This is a genomic window from Stenotrophomonas sp. 28608_Sma (assembly GCF_056486185.1).
Map to the genome: position 1 here is coordinate 2,592,621 of NZ_CM151308.1, position 19,796 is coordinate 2,612,416.

General features: G+C 65.6%; 22 protein-coding genes. 16 read left to right on the forward strand and 6 right to left on the reverse strand.

The window, feature by feature from the left end; translation table 11 throughout:
* The first annotated feature begins 35 nt into the window (after window positions 1-35).
* The 3 genes from ACZLHH_RS12205 to ACZLHH_RS12215 all read left to right on the forward strand — a co-directional run bounded on the left by ACZLHH_RS12205 (window position 36) and on the right by ACZLHH_RS12215 (window position 3,170).
* Window positions 36-1,340, forward strand: coding sequence for a hypothetical protein (locus tag ACZLHH_RS12205; protein WP_429000434.1), 1,305 nt, complete (start codon window positions 36-38; stop codon window positions 1,338-1,340).
* 289 nt (window positions 1,341-1,629) lie between these two features.
* Window positions 1,630-2,370, forward strand: coding sequence for a DNA/RNA non-specific endonuclease (locus ACZLHH_RS12210; protein WP_180844310.1), 741 nt, complete (start codon window positions 1,630-1,632; stop codon window positions 2,368-2,370).
* Between the two features lie 104 nt (window positions 2,371-2,474).
* The gene (locus ACZLHH_RS12215; RefSeq protein WP_180844311.1) at window positions 2,475-3,170 is read left to right on the forward strand and encodes an HAD family hydrolase; all 696 of its coding nucleotides are present in this window, start codon (window positions 2,475-2,477) and stop codon (window positions 3,168-3,170) included.
* 7 nt (window positions 3,171-3,177) lie between these two features.
* Here the strand turns inward: ACZLHH_RS12215 and ACZLHH_RS12220 are convergent, their stop codons facing one another.
* Genes ACZLHH_RS12220 through ACZLHH_RS12235 form a run of 4 tightly spaced genes read right to left on the reverse strand, consistent with a single transcriptional unit; the run spans window position 3,178 to window position 5,225 of the window.
* A complete protein-coding gene (locus ACZLHH_RS12220; RefSeq protein WP_121503346.1) occupies window positions 3,178-3,408 on the reverse strand; it encodes a hypothetical protein in 231 nt (76 codons plus the stop codon).
* The gene (locus tag ACZLHH_RS12225) at window positions 3,405-3,830 is read right to left on the reverse strand and encodes a VOC family protein (protein ID WP_121503347.1); all 426 of its coding nucleotides are present in this window, start codon (window positions 3,828-3,830) and stop codon (window positions 3,405-3,407) included. Before ACZLHH_RS12225 ends, ACZLHH_RS12220 begins: the two co-directional genes overlap by 4 nt.
* Before the next feature lie 10 nt (window positions 3,831-3,840).
* Window positions 3,841-4,302 carry a helix-turn-helix domain-containing protein gene (locus ACZLHH_RS12230; protein ID WP_049401498.1) on the reverse strand — a complete coding sequence of 154 codons (462 nt, stop codon included), beginning with the start codon at window positions 4,300-4,302 and terminating at the stop codon, window positions 3,841-3,843.
* Window positions 4,299-5,225, reverse strand: coding sequence for a LysR substrate-binding domain-containing protein (locus tag ACZLHH_RS12235; protein WP_180844312.1), 927 nt, complete (start codon window positions 5,223-5,225; stop codon window positions 4,299-4,301). Before ACZLHH_RS12235 ends, ACZLHH_RS12230 begins: the two co-directional genes overlap by 4 nt.
* Window positions 5,226-5,316: 91 nt before the next feature.
* Here ACZLHH_RS12235 and ACZLHH_RS12240 point away from each other — a divergent pair, with 91 nt between their 5' ends.
* From ACZLHH_RS12240 to ACZLHH_RS12255, 4 genes are all read left to right on the forward strand, one after another.
* Complete coding sequence (locus ACZLHH_RS12240) at window positions 5,317-6,357, forward strand: hypothetical protein (RefSeq protein ID WP_049422226.1); 1,041 nt, start codon at window positions 5,317-5,319, stop codon at window positions 6,355-6,357.
* Window positions 6,354-7,235, forward strand: a complete 882-nt coding sequence (locus ACZLHH_RS12245) for a TolB family protein (protein WP_180844313.1) — start codon at window positions 6,354-6,356, stop codon at window positions 7,233-7,235. The genes ACZLHH_RS12240 and ACZLHH_RS12245 overlap by 4 nt, the downstream gene beginning before the upstream one ends.
* A 68-nt stretch (window positions 7,236-7,303) precedes the next feature.
* Entirely contained in the window at window positions 7,304-7,840 is a 537-nt protein-coding gene (locus ACZLHH_RS12250) for a GFA family protein (protein WP_239509097.1), read from the forward strand.
* Entirely contained in the window at window positions 7,833-8,141 is a 309-nt protein-coding gene (locus tag ACZLHH_RS12255) for a DUF6958 family protein (RefSeq protein ID WP_049401493.1), read from the forward strand. The genes ACZLHH_RS12250 and ACZLHH_RS12255 overlap by 8 nt, the downstream gene beginning before the upstream one ends.
* Here the strand turns inward: ACZLHH_RS12255 and ACZLHH_RS12260 are convergent, their stop codons facing one another.
* On the reverse strand, window positions 8,142-9,497 hold the full coding sequence (locus ACZLHH_RS12260) for a sigma-54 interaction domain-containing protein (protein WP_180844314.1): 1,356 nt from the start codon (window positions 9,495-9,497) through the stop codon (window positions 8,142-8,144).
* Between the two features lie 396 nt (window positions 9,498-9,893).
* Here ACZLHH_RS12260 and ACZLHH_RS12265 point away from each other — a divergent pair, with 396 nt between their 5' ends.
* The 6 genes from ACZLHH_RS12265 to ACZLHH_RS12290 all read left to right on the forward strand — a co-directional run bounded on the left by ACZLHH_RS12265 (window position 9,894) and on the right by ACZLHH_RS12290 (window position 15,304).
* Complete coding sequence (locus ACZLHH_RS12265) at window positions 9,894-10,424, forward strand: hypothetical protein (RefSeq protein WP_180844315.1); 531 nt, start codon at window positions 9,894-9,896, stop codon at window positions 10,422-10,424.
* Complete coding sequence (locus tag ACZLHH_RS12270; RefSeq protein ID WP_180844316.1) at window positions 10,421-11,038, forward strand: hypothetical protein; 618 nt, start codon at window positions 10,421-10,423, stop codon at window positions 11,036-11,038. Before ACZLHH_RS12265 ends, ACZLHH_RS12270 begins: the two co-directional genes overlap by 4 nt.
* A gap of 43 nt (window positions 11,039-11,081) precedes the next feature.
* A complete protein-coding gene (locus ACZLHH_RS12275; RefSeq protein ID WP_180844317.1) occupies window positions 11,082-12,398 on the forward strand; it encodes an adhesin in 1,317 nt (438 codons plus the stop codon).
* A 99-nt stretch (window positions 12,399-12,497) separates the two neighbouring features.
* Window positions 12,498-13,202, forward strand: a complete 705-nt coding sequence (locus ACZLHH_RS12280) for a C39 family peptidase (protein ID WP_180844318.1) — start codon at window positions 12,498-12,500, stop codon at window positions 13,200-13,202.
* 13 nt (window positions 13,203-13,215) lie between these two features.
* Entirely contained in the window at window positions 13,216-13,965 is a 750-nt protein-coding gene (locus ACZLHH_RS12285; protein WP_180844319.1) for a hypothetical protein, read from the forward strand.
* A 46-nt stretch (window positions 13,966-14,011) separates the two neighbouring features.
* The gene (locus ACZLHH_RS12290) at window positions 14,012-15,304 is read left to right on the forward strand and encodes a transporter (protein ID WP_180844320.1); all 1,293 of its coding nucleotides are present in this window, start codon (window positions 14,012-14,014) and stop codon (window positions 15,302-15,304) included.
* A gap of 12 nt (window positions 15,305-15,316) precedes the next feature.
* Here ACZLHH_RS12290 and ACZLHH_RS12295 read toward each other — a convergent pair whose 3' ends face one another.
* Entirely contained in the window at window positions 15,317-16,687 is a 1,371-nt protein-coding gene (locus tag ACZLHH_RS12295; RefSeq protein ID WP_180844321.1) for a ComEC/Rec2 family competence protein, read from the reverse strand.
* Between the two features lie 219 nt (window positions 16,688-16,906).
* On the opposite strand from ACZLHH_RS12295, the gene ACZLHH_RS12300 reads away from it, so the two are divergent.
* Genes ACZLHH_RS12300 through ACZLHH_RS12310 form a run of 3 tightly spaced genes read left to right on the forward strand, consistent with a single transcriptional unit; the run spans window position 16,907 to window position 19,673 of the window.
* Complete coding sequence (locus ACZLHH_RS12300) at window positions 16,907-18,046, forward strand: SPFH domain-containing protein (protein ID WP_180844322.1); 1,140 nt, start codon at window positions 16,907-16,909, stop codon at window positions 18,044-18,046.
* Between the two features lie 20 nt (window positions 18,047-18,066).
* Window positions 18,067-19,419 carry a TFIIB-type zinc ribbon-containing protein gene (locus tag ACZLHH_RS12305; protein WP_132810184.1) on the forward strand — a complete coding sequence of 451 codons (1,353 nt, stop codon included), beginning with the start codon at window positions 18,067-18,069 and terminating at the stop codon, window positions 19,417-19,419.
* Window positions 19,416-19,673: a hypothetical protein gene (locus ACZLHH_RS12310; RefSeq protein WP_071228322.1), complete on the forward strand. Its 258-nt coding sequence runs from the start codon at window positions 19,416-19,418 to the stop codon at window positions 19,671-19,673. The genes ACZLHH_RS12305 and ACZLHH_RS12310 overlap by 4 nt, the downstream gene beginning before the upstream one ends.
* Window positions 19,674-19,796 lie beyond the last annotated feature (123 nt).

A 19,796-nucleotide genomic window follows, 5' to 3' on the forward strand; every position in this document is an offset into this window, starting at 1 on the left:
CTATGAGAGCTGGGCCCCAAGGATGAATGGACGTCATGAGGTCACGTTTCCTGCTCTTCGCTGTACTGGCGCTATGTGCGCAACGAACCGTGATGGCCAACGAGCAGGCGTTCTCCGACGCGGCGGCCCGCGAGGTCTTCCGGCGCGCCGAACAGCTCTGCAACGGAGACCGGGGTCGATTGTGGGGTCAGTCCCTGTGCGGGCCGATGATGCTGGTGGATCCAAAGAGCCGGCAGGTCATCGCCTCGCAGGCAGACGCACAAGGTGCGCTGAAGGAGCGCGGCAATGTGTTCGCAGGCCAGCTTCCGTCTGATGCGATCGTCGCCAACACCGCCGTGGACTGGTCCGGCACACGCTGGACGCAGCTGCTCTGGCCATTGCCGCAGGACGCGTCCAGACGCAGTACGCTGCTGGCTCACGAAATGTTCCATCGCCTGCAGCCGGCGCTGCCCATCATCGCGCCGGCGGCAGGTGGAAACGAACACCTCGACACGCTTGAAGGACGTTACTGGCTGCAGCTGGAATGGCGCGCGCTTGCGGACGCACTTGAATCCACCGATGCAGTAGCGCAGCACACTGCGATGACGGACGCGCTCGCATTCCGCGCCGAGCGCTACCGCCGGTTCCCTGCGGCCGCGCAGGAAGAAGCGGCGCTGGAATTGAACGAGGGCCTGGCCGAGTACACCGGCGTGTTCGTCGGCAATCCGACGCCGTCGACACGTATCCAGGCGGCACTGCATGACCTTCGCGCACACGTGGGTGATCGCAGCTTCGTCCGCTCTTTCGCCTATGCCACCGGCCCGGCCTATGGCCTGCTGCTGGACCAGGCGGCACCTGGCTGGCGCGGCGACCTCGCCCACCAGTCTCGCGATCTCGGCACGCGTCTGGCCGAAGTGACGCAGGCCCCATTGCAGCTGGACGCGGCCGCGCTGGGAGCGGCTGCCGCGCGCTATGACGGGCCAGAGCTGCACGAAGCCGAAACGCTGCGCGAGCAGCAGCGCCTTGCGCAGCTGGAACACAACCGTGCGCGCTTCGTGACAGGCCCGGTCGTGCGCCTGGATCTGCGCAACATGCGCATCCAGTTCGATCCCAACACCATGCAGCCGTTGCCAGGCCAAGGCATGGTGTATCCAGCAATGCGGCTGTCCGACGTCTGGGGCAGCCTGGATGTCACCGACGGTGCGTTGCTGCAGAGCGACTGGAAGGTCGTATTCGTGCAGGCCCCGGCAAGTGCTGAACCGCCACTGGAGGGGCCGGGGTGGTCGCTGAGCCTGAAGCCGGGATGGTCGCTGGTGCCGGGAACACGCAAGGGCGACTACGTGTTGAAGACGAACCCCTGACCATCGCTACAGGCAGCGCGATGTCCTAGCACGCCTGCGTTTCATCCACGCGCCGCATGATCTGACACATCTCCAGTGCTTGCGCGCTGTCACAGCTTCGTCGTTTCGCCATTGACCGAAAGACGACAGCTTGTGACGCTTACGACACCGCACGGCCTCCGCGGCCCTGTCATCGCGGTCACGTCCCACGCATTCCGCACTACCCGACTCCGCAGTGTCCTCACATGACCTCGCTCCGGCCCGGTCGTGGCGGGCGGCTGCGTCCTGAATCCTCTGCTGGAGAATCGCAATGCGCCTTGCAGGTTTCTTCTTCGCGTTCGTCCTCAGTACCTTCGCCGGTGCCGCCCAGGCCCAGGTCGTCACCCTCAACAAGGGCGGCTTCGTGCTCACCTACGACTGCAGCATCCACAGCGCCACCCGCTACGAGTACACGCTCACCGCCGACACCGGCTCCGCCGCGCGCCCGTCCAGCTTCTACAAAGACCCGGACCTGCCGGCCGGCTGCCTCGGCCAGAACAGCACCGCGTCGTATGCCAGCATCCGCAGCGGCTATGACCGCGGCCATCTGGTGACCTCCAACCACATGGACTACAACGCGACCTACATCCGTCGCGCCAACTACATGACCAACATCGTTCCGCAGGTTTCCAGCTTCAATCAGGGCGTCTGGGTGAAGGCCGAAAACGTGGCTGAGTGCTACCGCGACATCGCGCCGGTGGATGTCTACGGCGGCGTGGTCTACGCCGACGCGTCCAACGATTACTTCCTTGCCAGCCACGGCATTCCGACCCCGGAGTTCTTCTGGAAGACGATCATCACCCGCGATCCGAACACCGGCACCGCCAAGGCGATCAGCTGGATCATCCCGAATGAAGCGAACCTGGGCAGCCTGGACAGCTACCTGGTGACCATCGCCGACCTGGAGGAGCTGCTGGGCGCCAGCTATGTGGCGATCAACGCGCCCGCTTCGCTGAAGAACATGCTGCCGGCCACCACCTGGCCGCAGCCAGCGGGCTGTGATCTGGGCTGATCGGCCTGCCGGGAATGGGTGGCACCCGCTCCGGGTGCCACGCAAGGATGGCTGTGGGAAAATGGCGGGCAATTGCACCACCGCATTGCCCCTTGGAGCTGTAGATGTCCCGTTTCCCCTTCGATGCCGTGCTGTTCGACTGCGATGGCGTACTCGTTGATTCCGAGCCGCTGGTCGCCCGCGTGCTTTCGGAAATGCTGACCGAGCGCGGCTGGCCGCTGACCCCGGCGCAGGCCGGTGAGGTGTTCCTGGGCCAGTCCGTGGCCCATCTGGCCGGCCTGATCGAAGAACGCACCGGCAAGCCGTTCACCGAGGAATGGCTGGAAGAGTTCCGCCAGCAGCGCAACCGCGCGTTGGAACGTGACCTGGTTGCCATCCAGGGTGCGCCCGAGGCGGTGCGTGCGATCGCGGTGCTCATCGGCGGCCGGATTGCCTGCGCGTCCGGCGCCGATCTGCACAAGGTGAAGCTGCAGCTGGGCAAGGTCGGCATCCTTGATGCCTTCGGGGCCCACGTGTTCAGCGGCCAGGACATGCCGCACACCAAGCCGCATCCGGATGTCTATCTGGCCGCCGCCGCTGCGCTGGGCGTGGACCCGAAGCGTTGCGCGGTGATCGAGGACACTGTTACCGGTGCAACGGCCGGTGTGGCCGCTGGCGCAACCGTGTTCGGCTTCAGTGAAGGCGGTCCGCACCACAGTACGCCGGAGGCCCTGCGTGCGGCGGGTGCACAGGTGATCTTCCAGCGCATGGAAGACCTGCCCGCCCTGCTTGCCGCCCATGCGGTCGACGCGGTCGCCTGACCTTGCCTCAGCCCGCAGCGCCGAGTGCGGCGCTGCGGCGCCTTCCGGCGTAGTGCAGCACGAACAGGTAAAGGCCGGTGAACAGTTGCAGGAACAGGGGGGGCAACGGCGAGTAGGTGAGCCACGCCGCAGGCTCGCCCTGTCCCATCGCGCGCACTACGAAGTTGGCGATCACCGCCAGGGTGAACACGATTGAGGTCCAACGGTGCACCGGCCGTGCCCAGCCACCGCGGCTCATTGCCGGCGCCTCGTCTCGGAGCGGGCTTCGATCATCTTCCAGCCATTGCCTGATGGATCGCGGAATCCGGCGTCCACGGCGCCATAGCGCTCGATCGGCTCCTGGGTGAATTCCACGCCCAGCGCCAGCCATTGCGTGTAGCACGCCTGGCAGTCATCCACGGCCAGCACCAGCGGCGGCATTGCGCCCTTGGCCACCAGCTGCTGCAGCGAAAGCGCGGTGGCCGCATCGTGGGTGGGCGGGCCAGGCACGAACAGGCCCAGCTGGAAACCGTCCTGGCCCGGGCTGCGTACCGTCAGCCAGCGGTAGCTGCCGTTGCGTACATCGGTATGCACTTCGAAGCCGAGCTTGCCGACATAGAACGCGAGCGCCTCATCCTGGTCGCGCACATACAGGCCGACCGTGTTCACAGTGTTCGTCATGGGACCTCCCTCAGGTGGGGTCCACGTTAGCAACCGCCTCGCGGCGACGCTTCTCCAAAACTGCGATCTTCAGGTCCGGTCGCTGTGCGGCACGTGCGTGGCATTCCGGCACGCTGGCCGACGCCGCCTGGCCTGCACGCTCACGCTCACGCACATTGCCCGGGCTGTCACCGGTGATGTCACGGAAGATGCGGCCAAAGGTGCCCAGGCTGCTCCACCCGGTCTGCACGGCGATTTCGGTGACCGGCAGGTCGGTGTCACGCAACATCGCCACGGCCCGTTCGATGCGCCGGCTGAGAAGATACCGGTGCGGCGGCAGCCCGAATGCCTGCTTGAACGAGCGGGCGAAGTGCGCCGGCGACACCGCACTGACCTCGGCCAGGCGTGTGACTGGCCATTCCTCATGGCTGGCCCGGTCCATCCGGTCCTTGGCACGCAGCAGTCGTCGCAGCAGTTCGGGGCTCTGGTTCACGGCGTCACCGCTTGCGCCAGATGATGGCGTGCTGCGTGCCGTGCCTCGGCGGCCTGTTCGACCAACCAGTCACGGAATGCGATGACCTTGGCGCTGCCACTCCGCGCCGAGGGCGCCACGAACCAGAAGCTGCGACCGTCGCTGGCGACACCCGGATGCGCCTGCACCAGGCGCCCGCTCTCCAGCTCGGCCTGGAACAGGATCGGCGAACCGATGGCGATGCCCTGCCCTGCGATCGCGGCACCGACATCCAGATGCTCGACGGCGAAGGGCGTGACCAGACTCCCTGGTGCCGGCGGTGGAAGGTGCCCGTGCGCGGCGAACCACAGGGCCCACCAGTCCGGCCGACCGAGCAGGGGAATCTCCAGCGCGGTGCTGCCCAGCCCACGGGCCGCCGGCAGCAGCGCCGGCGCACACAACGGCATGAAAACGCTGGGGAACAAGGGCGTGGCCTGCAGCCCAGGCCACTCGCCATGCCCGTTGCGGATGGCGGCATCGAAGTGGCCGGCGGCAAGATCCTGCGGCTCTGCCGACAGATCCAGTTCCAGCAGGAGCTGCCGATGGCGGGCGCGGAACGTACCCAGCCGCTGCGTCAACCAACTGGTGCCCAGCGTTGGCAGTACGGACAGGCGCAGTCGCGCCGCATCCATGCCAGCGGCGCGCATGAAGCTGGCGCGTAGTGCGTCGAATGCCCGGGTGGCTTCCTGCGCGACGCTGGCACCCACCACCGTCAGTTCCACGTGCTGTGCGTGGCGCAGGAACAGGCAGGTACCGGTCTGGGCCTCCAGCCGCCGCACGTGATAGCTCACCGATGCCGCAGTGGTGTCGAGCTCCTCGGCGGCACGCGCGAAGCTGCCCAGCCGCGCCGCCGCCTCGAAGGCGCGGATGGCGGCAAGCGATGGCAGCTGGCGTTGGGTGACCATAAGTGTGACTTAGCCTGAGCCCCGATATCTGCGTGGTCAATCCCCTTCGCACCCGCAACCATGGGGGCACCTTCGGTAGGGGATCACGCATATGGATCGACGGCAGTTCCTGGTCACCCTGGCCGCCACGGCCGCGTCCACCGCCCTGCCCGCCGGGTGGGCCCTGGCCAGTCACAGCGAAGACTGGAAATGGTTGCAGGGCAACTGGCAGGTCCGGCACCAACGCCTGAAGGAGCGGCTGGTGGGCGATACCCGCTGGGAAGCCTTCACCGGCGCCAGCGCGGTCTGGCTCACCCTGGGCGGGCTCGGCACCATCGATGACAACGTCATGGAACTGCCCTCGGGTCCCTACAGGGGCCTGGGCGTGCGTGCCTTTGATCCGGTGTCTTCCACGTGGTCGATCTGGTGGATCGATGGCCGCAATCCTGCCCATATCGAAGCCCCCGTACGCGGCGGTTTCAAGGGCGATGCCGGCAGCTTCCGCGGCACCGACCGGATCGACGGACGCCCCATCGACGTGTGGTTCCGGTGGCACGCCATCCATGGCGAGGAGCCGTGGTGGGAACAGGCATTCTCCGACGATGCCGGTGCGCACTGGGAGGTGAACTGGCGCAACTGGTTCCGCCGCACGGCTGCGGCCCCCTCGCCGCTTCCGAAGCTGCCGGATGCACCGGGCGATTTTGATTTTCTGGTGGGCCATTGGAACGTGCGCCATCGTCGCCTGCGCGCCCGGCTGGCAGGCAGCGATGCGTGGGACGCGTTCAACGGCACCCTGCACAACTGGCCGGTACTGGGAGGATTCGGCAACGTAGGTGACAATCTGATGGACGTGCCAGGAGCCCCGCTGCGCGGCATGGGCATCCGCGCCTGGAATGCGGCTGAGCGGCACTGGCTGAGTTGGTGGCTGGATGGCCGGGAACCGACCCGGATCGGCGCGCCGCTGCGCGGTGGTTTCAAGGCCGGTGTCGGTCGCTTCTTCGGCGAAGACCAGCACGACGGACGAGCGATCCAGACGCGGGTGATCTGGTCACGCATTACCCCGCGTTCGGCGCGCTGGGAACAGGCGGCCTCGACCGATGGTGGACGCAGCTGGGAAACCAACTGGGTCAGCGACTTCGAGCGGCAGGCATGAAGGCGCTGCTGGCCGTGATGCTGCTGGTGTCTGCATCGCCTGGCGCGCCTCCATCCAGGGTGTTGCAGATCGTCGGCCCGGCTGAGCGCTTTGCTCCGGGCGTTGCATCCACGCAGTACGACGAGATTCGACTGACCTTGAGCCCGGACGGAAAAACCGCACTGTGGTTCAGCCGCAACCGGCCCGGCGGTCCGGGCGGGTATGACATATGGGTTTCGCGCCACGACGGGCAGCGCTGGCGGCCTGCGACGCCGGTGCCGTTCAACACGCCGGGACGTGACTTCGATCCCGCCTTTTCCGCCGATGGCCGCGTGGTGTATTTCTGTTCGGATCGAGCAGGCGGCCAGGGTGGTGACGATCTGTATCGGGTCAGCGTGGGGAGCGACGGCCGATTCGGGGAACCGGTCAATCTTGGCCCCGCAGTGAACAGCGCAGCCGATGAGTTCGCGCCGATGCTCTCACCAGACGCAGCCACGCTGCTGTTCTCCAGCAATCGTGCAGGCGGTGCGGGTGGCCATGACCTCTACGTCGCAGCGATGGTCCGTGGTGAGGCGCAGCCCGCGCGGCCACTGCCCGGAGACCTCAATACCTCGGCGCAGGAGTTCGATGCCACCTTCCTCGGGGATGGCCGTACTGTGGTCTTTGCCCGCGCTCTCGACTTCGGCAGCGCACCGGTACGCCAGTTCATTGCCTACGAGCGTGGAGGCCGTTATGACGCGGGCCATGCATTGCCCTCGCCCTTGAACGAGGCGTCCAGCGACAGCTACGGCGCGATGCTGGATGGCTCGCAACCCGGCACGTTGACCTATTCGGCCCGGCGTGCGGACGGTGCAAGGTTGGACCTGTACCGCATCCGCTACCGGATGAAGCGCCCTTGAAGGCGGATGTTGTCGATTCCCGGCACCCGGGTTCGTCGAGAGGATGAATACCCCAGGAGAAAATGCAGATGCCCTCCCATCAGTCCCTTGCCTGCGCCTGCGGCCAGGTCCGCCTGACCGCCACGGGCCAACCCATTGCCACCGTCGAATGCTGCTGCGACAGCTGCCGCAAGGCCGCCGCCATGCTGCAGTCGCTGCCCCGAGCACCCGAAGTACTGGGCCCGCATGGCCAGACGCTTTTCGTAATGCACCGCAAGGATCGCGTCAGCATCGACGCCGGACATTCCATGCTGCGTGCGTTGCGCTTGTCCAGCAGGGGCGGCAGCCGCCGCGTCCTGGCGGGCTGCTGCAATACGCCGCTGTTCCTGGAGTTCAGTGGCGGCCATTGGCTGAGCCTGTATGGCCTGTTGTGGCCCGCATCGGCAAGACCCGCCGTGGAGATGCGGACGATGGTCAGTGATCTTCCTGATGCGTCTGTCCTTCCGGACGATGTGCCGAACCTGCAGACCCGGTCGCTGCGGTTCCATGCACGGTTGATGAAGGCGTGGATCGCCATGGGCTTCCGCAGCCCACGCATCGAAGTCGCGGGAGATAGCCATGTCTGAGCCCGAGCGGATCGAGATCGAGAGCATCACCACGCCCGGGCACATCCAGCGCGTGGATCGTGCCAAGTATCTCGCCATGCGCCATGCCTTGCTGCAGACCCTGCCTGCGAAACCGCCAGGGTTGACCGTTGCGCAGGCCAAGCAGGCGCTGCTGCCGCACCTGCCCACCGCCCTGTTCCCGGCAGGCGCCACCGCCGGCTGGTGGTTGAAGGCCGTGCAGCTGGACCTGGAAGCCAAGGGTGTGATCGAGCGCGTCACGGGCAAGCCGTTGCGCCTGTTCAAGCACCTGGCGGCCGGCTGATCAGCGCTGCGCAGGCAGCTCCAGCCGGTGCTTGCGGCACAGGCGATACACCGTCACCCGCGAGATCTGCATCTGCCGCGCGCACTCGGAAACGTTGTAGCCGGTCTGGCGCAGGGTCTGCAGCAGCACATCGCGCTCGGCCTGGCCCCGCGCATCGTGCAGCATCGCCCCAGGCAGGACCGCCACCGATGCGCCCAGCTCCAGGTCACGCTCGCTGATCAGCTCGCCCTCGGCCATGATCGCTGCACGCTGCACACGGTTCAGCAGTTCGCGTACGTTGCCGGGCCATTCGAAACGCCGCATGGCCTGCAGTGCGGCCGGCGCAAAGCCGCGTGCACGCACGCTGTGGCGCTGCCGGAAACAGCGCAGGAAGTGTTCGGCCAGCAGCTGCACATCGGCACCGCGCTCACGCAATGGTGGCATGAGCAGGCGCAGCACGTTCAGACGGTAGTAGAGATCGCTGCGGAACCGGCCCTGCGCCACCGCGTGTTCCAGTTCCACGTGGGTGGCAGCCAGCACTCTCACATCCGCCCGCAACGGCTGGCTGCTGCCGACGCGCTCGAAGGTGCCTTCCTGCAGTACACGCAACAGGCTGGTCTGTGCCTCCGACGGCAGGTCACCGACTTCGTCCAGAAACACCGTGCCGCCGTGCGCGGATTCGAACACGCCGATCTGCCGCTTGTCGGCACCGGTGAACGAGCCACGTTCGTGGCCGAACAGCTCCGACTGCACCAGGTTGGCCGGAATCGCACCACAGTTCACCGCAAGGAAAGGCCTCCCAGCACGCCCCGACAACGCATGCAGCGCATGTGCGGCCAGTTCCTTGCCTGTACCGGTTTCGCCGGTGACCAGCACCGGCAGCTCCACCGGCGCGAACTTGTGCAGCACCGTGCGCACCGCATGCAGCGCAGCGCTTTCACCAATCAATGCGTGCGGTCCCTGCCCGCTGCAGGTTGCGTCGACAGGCGGATCATCTGCGTCGAACTGCTGGCGCATTGCGCAGACCAGATCCTGCAGGCCGAACGGCAGCGTGAAGCGGGCACAGCATCGCTGCAGCAACGGCAGCCAGGCCGCTGAAGCAGGTCCGCCACCCGGTGGCAGTACCGCCAGCCAGGGTAGATGCTGGTGCTGCTCGATCCACGGTACCAGCAGCTGCAGCGCGACCGCATCGAGGTGGCGCAGATCGAGCACGGCGAGCAAGCGATCGCGCCCGCGCAGGCCAATCGCCATGGCGGGATCGGGACGGATGCTGCGCACATACCAGCCTGCTGCCGCCAGCGCACTGCGCTCGTTCGCCAACGGCTCGCCAAACCAGAGCACGCAACGTGACGTTGAAGCCTCCGGGACCGCTGCCATGCTTCCCCCAGCATCCGGACACCGTCGGCGGACTGTCAGGCAATCACCGGCGTGCCGCCCCCCGCCGGGACCTCTACGGCCACCGGGGCGGCCTTTGTTGGGCGGATCCTAGCGCTTCCCTAAACGGCGGCGCAATGAGCAGTGCGTCAAGAAATTCCTGGCTGAAGCGGCATCGTTGCAGACCGCGACGCCACCTGTAACACGGATGCGACAGTCGCCCGCGGCCCTTGCCCTGCGGTGCCTGGGGCTTCGAAATCCCAACAATTCCGCGACGTGCCTGTAACAGCGTGGCAGCAGCCCGGTCAGGTGCGGCACGGTGCCGACATTGGCCGGTGGGCACTTCGAAGTTGGCACGGTTGATGCGTGGTTCCGCCGCACCCATCGCGGGAGATCGGCATGGACGGCTCCACCCTGATTCGCGGCCTGGCCGCAGCACTGGCAGTGGCCCTGCTGTCGGTTGGCGCGGGCGCATCCGCATCCGGCGCCCGCCAAGGCGTGAAGGCACAACCGGGCGAGATCGTCCTGCTGCGGGATGTATCTGCACGCCCGGCATATCGCATGGCACCGCCGGGCATGGCGCTGATTGCCGACCCGAAGCCGCAGCGCGAGATCGCCACCGCATTGGGTGCCGGCGGCACAACAACCGGCATGGACGAGTTGAACGATGAGGACTATGCCGGCATGGGCGCCGGCCAGGCCGCGTCCATCGCGGCGCCGGGTGGCACCACCGTTGAACGGGTCACCCAGCAGGCTCTGGGCGGCACCCTGGGCCGCAGTGGCGACGGCATGGTCGGCAGCAATCTGGGGGGAGCCATGAGTGGGCCGCTCGGTGCGGTCGGCAGCAGCACCCGCGGTATCGCCGATACCGTGCGCGGCGCACTGGCCCAGTTCCCGCTGCAGGGCACGGCCCCGGCAGGTGGAAAATGAAGCCCCTGCACGGGTTGCTTCTGCTGCTCGCTGCCGCGCCCTGGGCGACCCGGGCCGATGACTACAGCGGCATGCTCGCCTATCTCGACGTGGCCCGCATCGACGGCCACGTACTTGCTGGAGCAAATGGCGCCATCGCCGTGAACCAGGCCGCCGGCGACCTCAACGTGCAGGCCAACCTACGGGGTATCGCCAAGGGTGATCGCGCCGACGTCGCGATCAATGCGCGGCAACTGCAGCAGGGCAACCGCGTGCTGTCCGGGCCGCTGCAGGCCACTGCATTCATTGGCGGTGACGCACTGGCCGATGCCAGTGGCATCGCATCCATCAACCAGGCCAGCGGCATCGCCAACACGACGCTCAACGTCGTCAGCGCGACGCTGGCCCGACAGGGCATACGCGAAACCGACGATACGGCCTTGGCCGCCGAGGGTTCCGCGTTGGCAGGGGGGCGGGACGACACCGGTCACGGCGTCGCGACGGGCACCCGCAGCGCAGGTGTAGCCAGCACCGCACTGCGGGGATTCGACGGGGTCCTGCAACTCAATCAGATCGCGGGCAACGGCAACGACACGGCCAACGTATTGGGCCTGGTCGTGCAGGACCGCCCGTGACAACCACCCAACCGATGCACCACCTGATGAGAGAGAGGGCACCATGAAAGCGACCGTCAAACAGACCATGCTCGCCATGGCGATTGCCACTGCCTCGACCGCCGCTGCGGCCAATGGCTGGGACAACCAGAACGCCAACGCGAACATCAATCACAACCACACCGTCAGCGAAACCCGCAACGACACCCACAACCACACCGACAACGACGTACGCAACCGCACCGTCAACGTCAATGTGCAGAAACACAGCAACATCCAGGCCGACGAACGCAAGGAAAAGAACAACCACGGCGTCGACGTGAACCTGGAGAAGGACCTGCGGCTGAGCACCGACATCAACTTCTCCGGTGACCCGAACATCACCGGCGACATCGACCTCGACTCGGCGGCCATTGCCGTGATCGACAACCGCCAGTCGATCAGCAACAACGCCACCAGCAACAGCCTGGTCACCAACAGTGCTTCCATCGGTGACAGCGTGGGTGCCGGCGCCTCGGGCAATCTCGGCTTCAACGTTGTCTCCGGCGACAACAATGCGCAGGACAATGCCGCGTCGCTGTCCGCTGCCGACGCGTCCTTCAGCTTCGGCATGGCCGACGCCGAGGTGTTCGTCAACCAGGCCGGCTTCGGCAACGCCACCATGAACTCCGGGGTCACCAACGCCGCAGGTCTCGGCGGCAACGCCTTCGGTGGTGCCTCGGGCAACATCGGCGTGAACATCGCCTCGGGCAACAACAACGAGCAGAAGAACGCGCTCGCGGCCTCGGTCGCGACCACCGCGGTGGCGCAGTCGAGCATCAGCTCCAACCAGGTCTCCACCGGCAACACGGTCAGCAATGCCGGCTTCGTGCAGTCCTACACGGATACCGTGCAGGTCGGCATGCGTGGCGGCGTCAGCGGCCTGACGCTGGCCTATGGCGCGGGCACCTACCGCGGCACCGGCAACGCCTACCAGATGGCCAACTACTATCTGGATACATGGAATGGCGAGCTGCCACATCCGGGTGGCAACAGCACCGGCCACATCGACCTGGACAACGAGATCCAGAACGCCACGATGAACCCCAACCGGCCGGGAGTGGGCGGCCTGGGCTTCGATACGCGTGAGAGTGGCACCAGCCAGTTCGTCGAACTGGGCGTGGCCGATCTGTACGCCAGCCTCAGCGGCACGGTCAGCACCACGCGCTGGGTGAACGTCAACGCCACCAACACCTCGGCGTTGTCCGGCAGTGCCTTCTCCGGCGCCTCCGGCAACATCGGCGTGAACGTTGCTGCGGGCACCGGCAACCTGCAGGCCAACAGCCTGGCCCTGGCCGTCGCCCAGCCCAGCACCGGCGGCGGTGGCGGCACCGGCGAGTAAGCGCAACACCCCGGCCGTCCGCCAATGGCCGGGTCCCCGGGAGCCCCTGTTCCTCCTCCCCCTTGGGACAGGGGCTCCCCCCTGCTGCCGGAGAACGTGATGATCCGTTGCCGCCTCTCGATGCGCCTGCTGGCGATGCTGTTGCTGCTGGGTACCGCCTCCGCGTGGGCGGGCGAGGTGCGCTTCAGCGGCGTATTGCCCAATGGCGCGTTGCTGCAGCAGAAGGTGGAGAGCATGCAGGAGCGGCGCTACCGCAACGTGGTGCGGCAGCACACCGATTACAGCTGCGGGGCCGCCGCGCTGGCCACCATCCTGCGCCACGCCTACCACCTTGATACCGACGAGGCGACGGTGGTCGAGGGAATGATGGGGGTCTCCGATCCCGCTCTGGTAGCCGAGCGCGGCTTCTCGCTGCTCGACATCAAGCGCTACGTGGAATCGCTGGGCATGCGCGGTCGGGGCTACCGCATCGATGAAACACGACTGCGCACCCTTCGCGTGCCAGGACTTGTGTTGATGGACGTGCGCGGTTTCCGCCATTTCGTGGTGCTCAAGCAGGTGCGCAACGGCATCGTGGAAGTGGCCGACCCGATCCTGGGCAACCGCAGCCTGGCCCTTCCGGAGTTCCTGGCCGCCTGGCCATCGCGCGCGGTCTTCGTGGTGATCGGCAGCGACTTCGATCGCAACACCGCTCTTCTGCAACCCAGCGAACGGCCAAGCGCCCGCGCGCTGTACGCGCGGCAAGGGCCGATCACCGATGCCGAACTGGTCGACTTCGGCTTCAGCCACGCCGACCTGTTCTGAAGGAGGTTCGACCATGTTCCGCCAACCGATGATGATGGCTCTGCTGCTGGCCTTCCCTTCCCTGCCTCTGCAGGCGGCAGAGGGTGCTCCCGGTCACGGCCTGAAGGAAATTCCGGACCCGGAACTGAGCCTGATGCGGGGGCGCTACACCGTGGGTGGCAACAACGTTGCCTGGTTCGGGGTCACCATGGTGTCGCAGTGGCAGGCCAGCAACGGCGCGACGCTGCAGGGCAGCCTCACCCTGGGCATGGACTTCCGTGGTGGTGGCGCGCCGAAGCTGAGCTTCCAGCCCAGCGTGCATGTCACGGCAGCCGATGCGCCGCTGCCCGATAACCACGGACGCAGCATCGACAGCAGCGGCCTGGCCAACGCCAGCGGCCTGGTGCAGAGCGTGCAGGTGGCCGGCGATGGCAATGTCGCGCGCAACGTCACCACGCTGACCGTCCGCGAGGGTGGCGTGCCAGCCGTTCTCTCTGATGGCGCAGGCAACGTCACCGCGCAGCAGGCCGGCGCCAGCGCGACCGCCGTGCTGGAAGGCAACCAGGCACGCCTGCTGCTGCAGGTGGATGGCCAGGGGCTGGTGCAGCAGTGGATCCGCAATGGCAGCGTCGGCCAGGGTATCGCCCTCGCCGGTGACGGCCAGATCGCCAGTAACCAGCTGCGGCTGGAGCTGGTGCGCAACGCCGTGGGCAGCAACCTGCCGTTGAGCCAGAACGTGGCCCAGGCGATTGCGTTGAACCGCGGTATGGGGCCAGGCCAGTAACAGGGCCTGGCATTGGGGGAAACGCTCCACAACGCAGGACACCAACATGCACACCCTGATGAGGATTACCCCGTTGGCGCTGGCGGCGCTGGCGGGCACCGCCCTTGCCGCACCGCCGACGTCTGACGATGGCGCTGACGTGCAGGCCCTGGCCAACCAGCTGGAACAGCTGAAGGCCAACTACGCACAGGAAGTGCGGCGGTTGCGCGAACTGGACATGCAGGTCCAGGCCATGCAGGCGCGCTTGAGCGGGCGGGTTGGCCCGGTCACAGCCCCACCGGCCGCGCCATTGGCGCAGGCGGCCGCCGCCGCGGTCCCTCCGAGCAGCGAGGGCTACGCCAGTACCGCTGCCGAGGCGCAACAGGCCAAGCAGGAGTCGCGGCGCAGCGTGGACGACGTGAAGCAACAGCAATCGGCCCTCTTCTCCCGCCGCTTCACCATCGAGAACAGCCTCACCTACGCCCGCTACGACCGCAAGCAGCTCACCCTCAACGGCTTCCTCGCGCTGGACGCCATTTTCCTCGGCAATATCGCCATCGAGAACGTGGAGTCCGACTCGCTGACCTACAACGTGGCGGCCCGCTGGGGTGTCAGCCCGAACCTGACGCTCAACCTGGACGTGCCTTACCTGGCCCGGCGCACCGTATACCAGAAGGGCGGCGCCGGCGGAGCAGCGGCCGCCATTGCACAGGAAGAGACCAACGGCAACGGCCTGGGTGATATCGGCCTCAGTGCGAACTACCGGTTGTTCGGCGAACGCGGCTGGCGTCCTGAGACCGTGCTTACCGCCGGCGTCACCGCCCCCACCGGGCGCGCACCCTACGGCCTGGACTGGAAGGTGATCGAGCGCGATGACGACGACTACATCCGCTTCGCCGTGCCGCGCGAGCAACCCACTGGCAATGGCGTATGGCAGGCCAACCTGGGCCTGTCGATGGTGAAGACCGCCGACCCGGCCATCCTGTTTGCCAACATCGGCTACGTGCACTCCATCCCGCGCGGGTTCAACGACATCGACAGTAATCCGGACACGGTGAACCCGGGCGATGTGAAGCTGGGCGGCTCGATGTACTTCGGCGCAGGCGTGGCCTTCGCATTCAACGAGCGGACCAGCCTGAGCCTGTCCTTCAGTGACCGCATCAGCGCACGCGCTTCCACCCGCTTCCAGGGCGGCAAGTGGATGAAGGTAATCGGCAGTGATGCCAATGCGGCATCACTTAACCTGGGCGTGACCTATGCGTTGAACCAGCACACCACGCTGGTGACGCTGCTGGGCATCGGGTTGACCCCGGATGCGCCGGACTTCACGTTGGCGTTCAAGATTCCGTACATGTTGTAGCCAGCTGGAGTCCTATTGCACGTGCGGCAGGCAGATCTGCGCAGAAGTGACAACTCCACATCCACATTCTGGCTGGGTTCCAGCGAGTGGAATGTACTTGTGGCCATGAACCTCGCCGCATCGGCCACAGCTATGTCTTGCATCCGTGCGAGTTACGAACCATCCGTTGTTCAGCGCATCGGCGATGGTTTGGTCATGGGGCACACTCGGATAGGCATTCTCATACGTCGAGAGGACCATGCGACCTGGCCCCCGCACGACTGGTGTAGCGCCGAGTTGAATCTTACCTCCGTGGTGTGGAGCGACTACAGCAGTTACATCAACGAAAACCCCTGGGGCGAATGAGCCGTAGTCGGCATCACCACACAGCACGGCGGCGGAATGCGCAGAATCAACCCTGAGTGCCAGCGACGTGTTGTTTTTCATGTATCGCTGTGTGGCCGGCGCGCCAACTGAAGGAGTGCACTGCCAGATGGAAATGTCGCCCGATTGAATGGATGCGCATGCTTCCGGCCAGACGAGCAGAATGCCGAGGCTGTGCAACTCCAGCAGGAAGTGAATATGGCTGCCTCCGTAGAGAATTCCAAGCGGAAGCCTTACAACCCATACGCGTTCAAGAGCCGCTTGGCGATAGATTGGAGTCGTCTTCCAGTATCCTGCTGCCGGATCCCAAACAGCAGCTCCGGACTGTACAGCGAACAGCCAATGATCCTGGTCCAGATGGGAAAGGATGATTGGTTGCGGATATGTATCACTGGGAGCGAATACCAGCGGGTCGAATGCTGGAAGCATCGGTCTTGTATATGCGTTGAATCCGAGTGGACGACCGATGTCAAAAAACAGGTGCGGGTGCTCCAGCTCATCGACTAGTGCACTGAAGTTTGCCTGCCCCACGTCGTAAATCGCAACACCATGAATTGACTCTGCGTCGATCCGATCAAGCAGTTCTTCGATGGTGCCAGGTTCTGCTTCTTTTCCAGCAAGAAACGTTCCGATCTTTCCGGTGATGGAAACGTCGTGCGAGGACATGTTCTGGATCGTCAGGAACAAAGTCAGATCTTGCCCTTCAGCGTTCGGACCGAGGACAGCCGTGGACATCGGAATCGCATTTTCGGTCGGCGTGCCAGTGAGCGTGATGAGATGCCATGCCGCATCACTTTGCCACTGCACCGGGATACTACCGGCAGGCACGCTGCCCAACAGAAAGTCAATGGATCTCGGTATCCCTTCCAACCCCGCCAGATCTTCAGCAGTTGACACTGGAATCGCGTCGACAAGAACTTGCGCTTCCGGGTTCCACCGCCCATCCTCAAGTACTTCTGTGGGTTCGAACAACGCGTAGTACTGGGTGCGGCGCTCTGCGGAATCACTGTTCGACATCATGTCTCCACTCCTTGGCTAGACCCGACACGGCGTCGGCTGGGACGTCATTGACCCTCCGCCGATTAGGCCCGGAGTCGGCGGCGGAATCAACGTCCGGACTATTACAGGGGTTCCACGGTGCCCATTCACCCACCGGCACCACAGCCGCCCCCGGCCACTGCTATATTCAGTCCAGCTCGGCAGGCATGGTGCCTGCCCTCGAATCACAGGGAGTTGGTCATGGGTCTGGTACAGGCGGTGAAGGGTGCGGTTGGCGGTGTGCTGGCCGACCAGTGGAAGGACTTCTACACCGTGCCGGCGGGCCTGCCGTCCACGGCGGCCCTGTTCGCGGCGGTGCCGCAGGGCACCAATGCCGGCCGCGGCTCCAACACCAGCGGCTCGTCCAACATCATCACCAATGGCTCGAAGATCATCGTGCCGGAAGGCTACGGTCTGCTGCTGCTCCAGGACGGCGCGATCACCGCGTTTGTTGCCGAGCCGGGCGGCTACGAGTGGCGTTCGGACGATCTGAACTCGCAGTCGATCTTCGCCGGCGACGGCCTGGTCAGCACCTTCATCAAGCAGAGCTGGGAGCGCTTCAAGTTCGGTGGCCAGCCGGGCGCGCAGCAGGCGGCCTACTTCGTCTCGCTGAAGGAGCTGCCGGACAACCGCTTCGGCACCCAGTCGGAAATCTACTGGGACGACGGTTTCCTCAATACCCAGGTCGGTGCGATCACCCGCGGCTCGTACACGCTGAAGATCGTCGACCCGATCCTGTTCGTGAAGAATTTCGTACCGGCCAGCTACCTGCGGCCGGGCCAGGTGTTCGACTTCACCGATCTGGACAACGCCGCTGCCAGCCAGCTGTTCAATGAAGTGGTCGGTTCGCTGGCGCCGGCCTTCAGCCTGTATACGAACGATCCCAGCAAGGGCAACCGCATCACCAAGCTGCAGCAGGACTCGTTGGGCTTCGCGCAGAGCCTGTCGGCCGCCGTCGAACAGGGTTACCAGTGGAAGTCGGACCGTGGCCTGGCCATCGTCAAGACCGCCATCGTCTCGATCGAGTACGACGCCAATACCCGCGAACTGCTGAAGACCGTGCAGCGCGCCGATGCGTTGTCCGGTTCGCGCGGCAATTCCAACCTGCAGGCCAGTGTCGCCCAGGGCATCCAGTCGGCTGGTGAGAACGGCGGCGCGGCGGGCCTGGTCGGCGTCGGCATGGCGTCGGGCATGTTCGGTGTGGGTGGCATGCAGCAGCCGGTCACCCCGGCGGCAGACGATCCGGTCGCCAAGCTGAAGAAGGCCAAGGAAATGCTGGACCTGGGCCTGATCACCCAGAGCGACTATGACGCCCTGAAAGCCAAGGCACTGGGCCTGTAACAGCAGGACGCACAACGAACATGTCCGATCCCCGAAACGGCCCACCGCCGCTGCCCGGATCCGCGCCCGCGACGCCGCCGCCCCTGCCGGCGTCGTCGTTGGATGGGCCCGGTTCGCCGCAGGACGTCCCTCCCCTGCCCGGCAGCTTCCCGCTGGACACCTCGAAGCTGCCGCAGGCCATCCGCGATGAAGTGGAAGCGCCCGATCCCGTGGCCATCGATACCTCGGCCAGCGAGCTGAAGGACGGCCTCAACCGCTGCCCGAAGTGCGGCGCCACCGACATCCGGCCCAAGGCCGGCACCGACATCCTCGTCTGCCTGTACTGCCGTCACGAATGGCATGGCGCGCGGGTCGAGGAGGAATTCGGGCTGGGCGAAGCCATCGACCAGCTGCGCGGCACCGTCATCGCGTCCGGCGCACGCGACATCGATGCCGACACCTCGGCGTTGATGACGTTCAAGTGCACCGGCTGCGGCGCCGAAGTCACGGTCAATACCGAAAGCACGATGACGGCGCGCTGCCACTGGTGCCGCCACGTATTCGGCGTCAACGAACAGATCAGCAATGGCGCGGTACCTGATGCAGTGCTGCCCTTCCATATCAAGAAGGACGACGCGGTCGCGCGCATCCGCCAGTTCGTCGACAAGCGCCGGATGTTCGCGCTGAAAGCGTTCAAGGACCAGTTCACCCCGGAAAACGTGGTGGGCGTGTTCCTGCCCTACATGATCGTCGACAGCAATGTCAGCGCTGCGGTGGCCGGCAAAGGCGAGATCAAGACCCGTGAGTACACGGTCGGCAGCGAGAAGAACAAGCGCACCCTCTACGACGCCGATGTCTACCAGGTCGAACGCCAGGTCGATTTCACCGTCGACGATCTTCCGCTGGAATCCTCGGCCGAGCGCGGCAACCTGGATACCCGCGCCAACACCAACAACATCATCAACACCATCCTGCCGTTCGATACCAAGAACGCGGTGAAATGGAACGCCTCCTACCTGGCCGGCTTCACTTCGGAGAAGCGCAACCTGGATGTGGAAAAGCTGCGGCCGCGGCTGGAAGACCAGCTGCTGTCGATTGCCCGCGCACAGGTGGAAGGCTCGGTGAAGCGCTACAACCGCGGCGTGCGCTGGGAGCAGGAACAGCTGGAGGTGCATGGCACCCGCTGGGTGTCGATGTACCTGCCGGTCTGGCTGTACTCGTACCATCAGCCTGGCAAGAACGGCGGCATGCTGCACTACATCGCGGTGAACGGCCGTACCGGCGAAACCATGGGCAGCGTGCCCGTGCAGCAATGGAAGATGCTGCTGGCGGCCCTTGCCACCGGCACCGTCATTGAAGCCCTCGCAATTGCCTTCCTGGTGGCATCGACATGAGCGACGACAGTGGCCTCTGGCTGTTGGCGGCAGGTCCGGCCGGCGCAACCGCGCTGTACTGGGCGTTGTACCGCTATTACCGCAACACCGACAAATCGCATTCCTTCGAGCACGAGACCGAAATCGAGGCGCAGCCCGTGACCGGTTCGGACCAGCAGGTGGGCCGGGTCACCGGCACCGAGGAAAAGCGCATACGCGGTGACAACGTGTACGAGTACCGGAAACGGGTGGCAAGGGTGAAACCCGACCCGTAGAGCCAGGCCATGCCTGGCTGATCGACAACGCCGCAACGACGACGGTGAACAGCTTCAGCCGGGCAGATGTGTACGCGCCTGCGACTGTGGCCTGCTTCGCAGATCAGCTCTGTTTGCCATGAC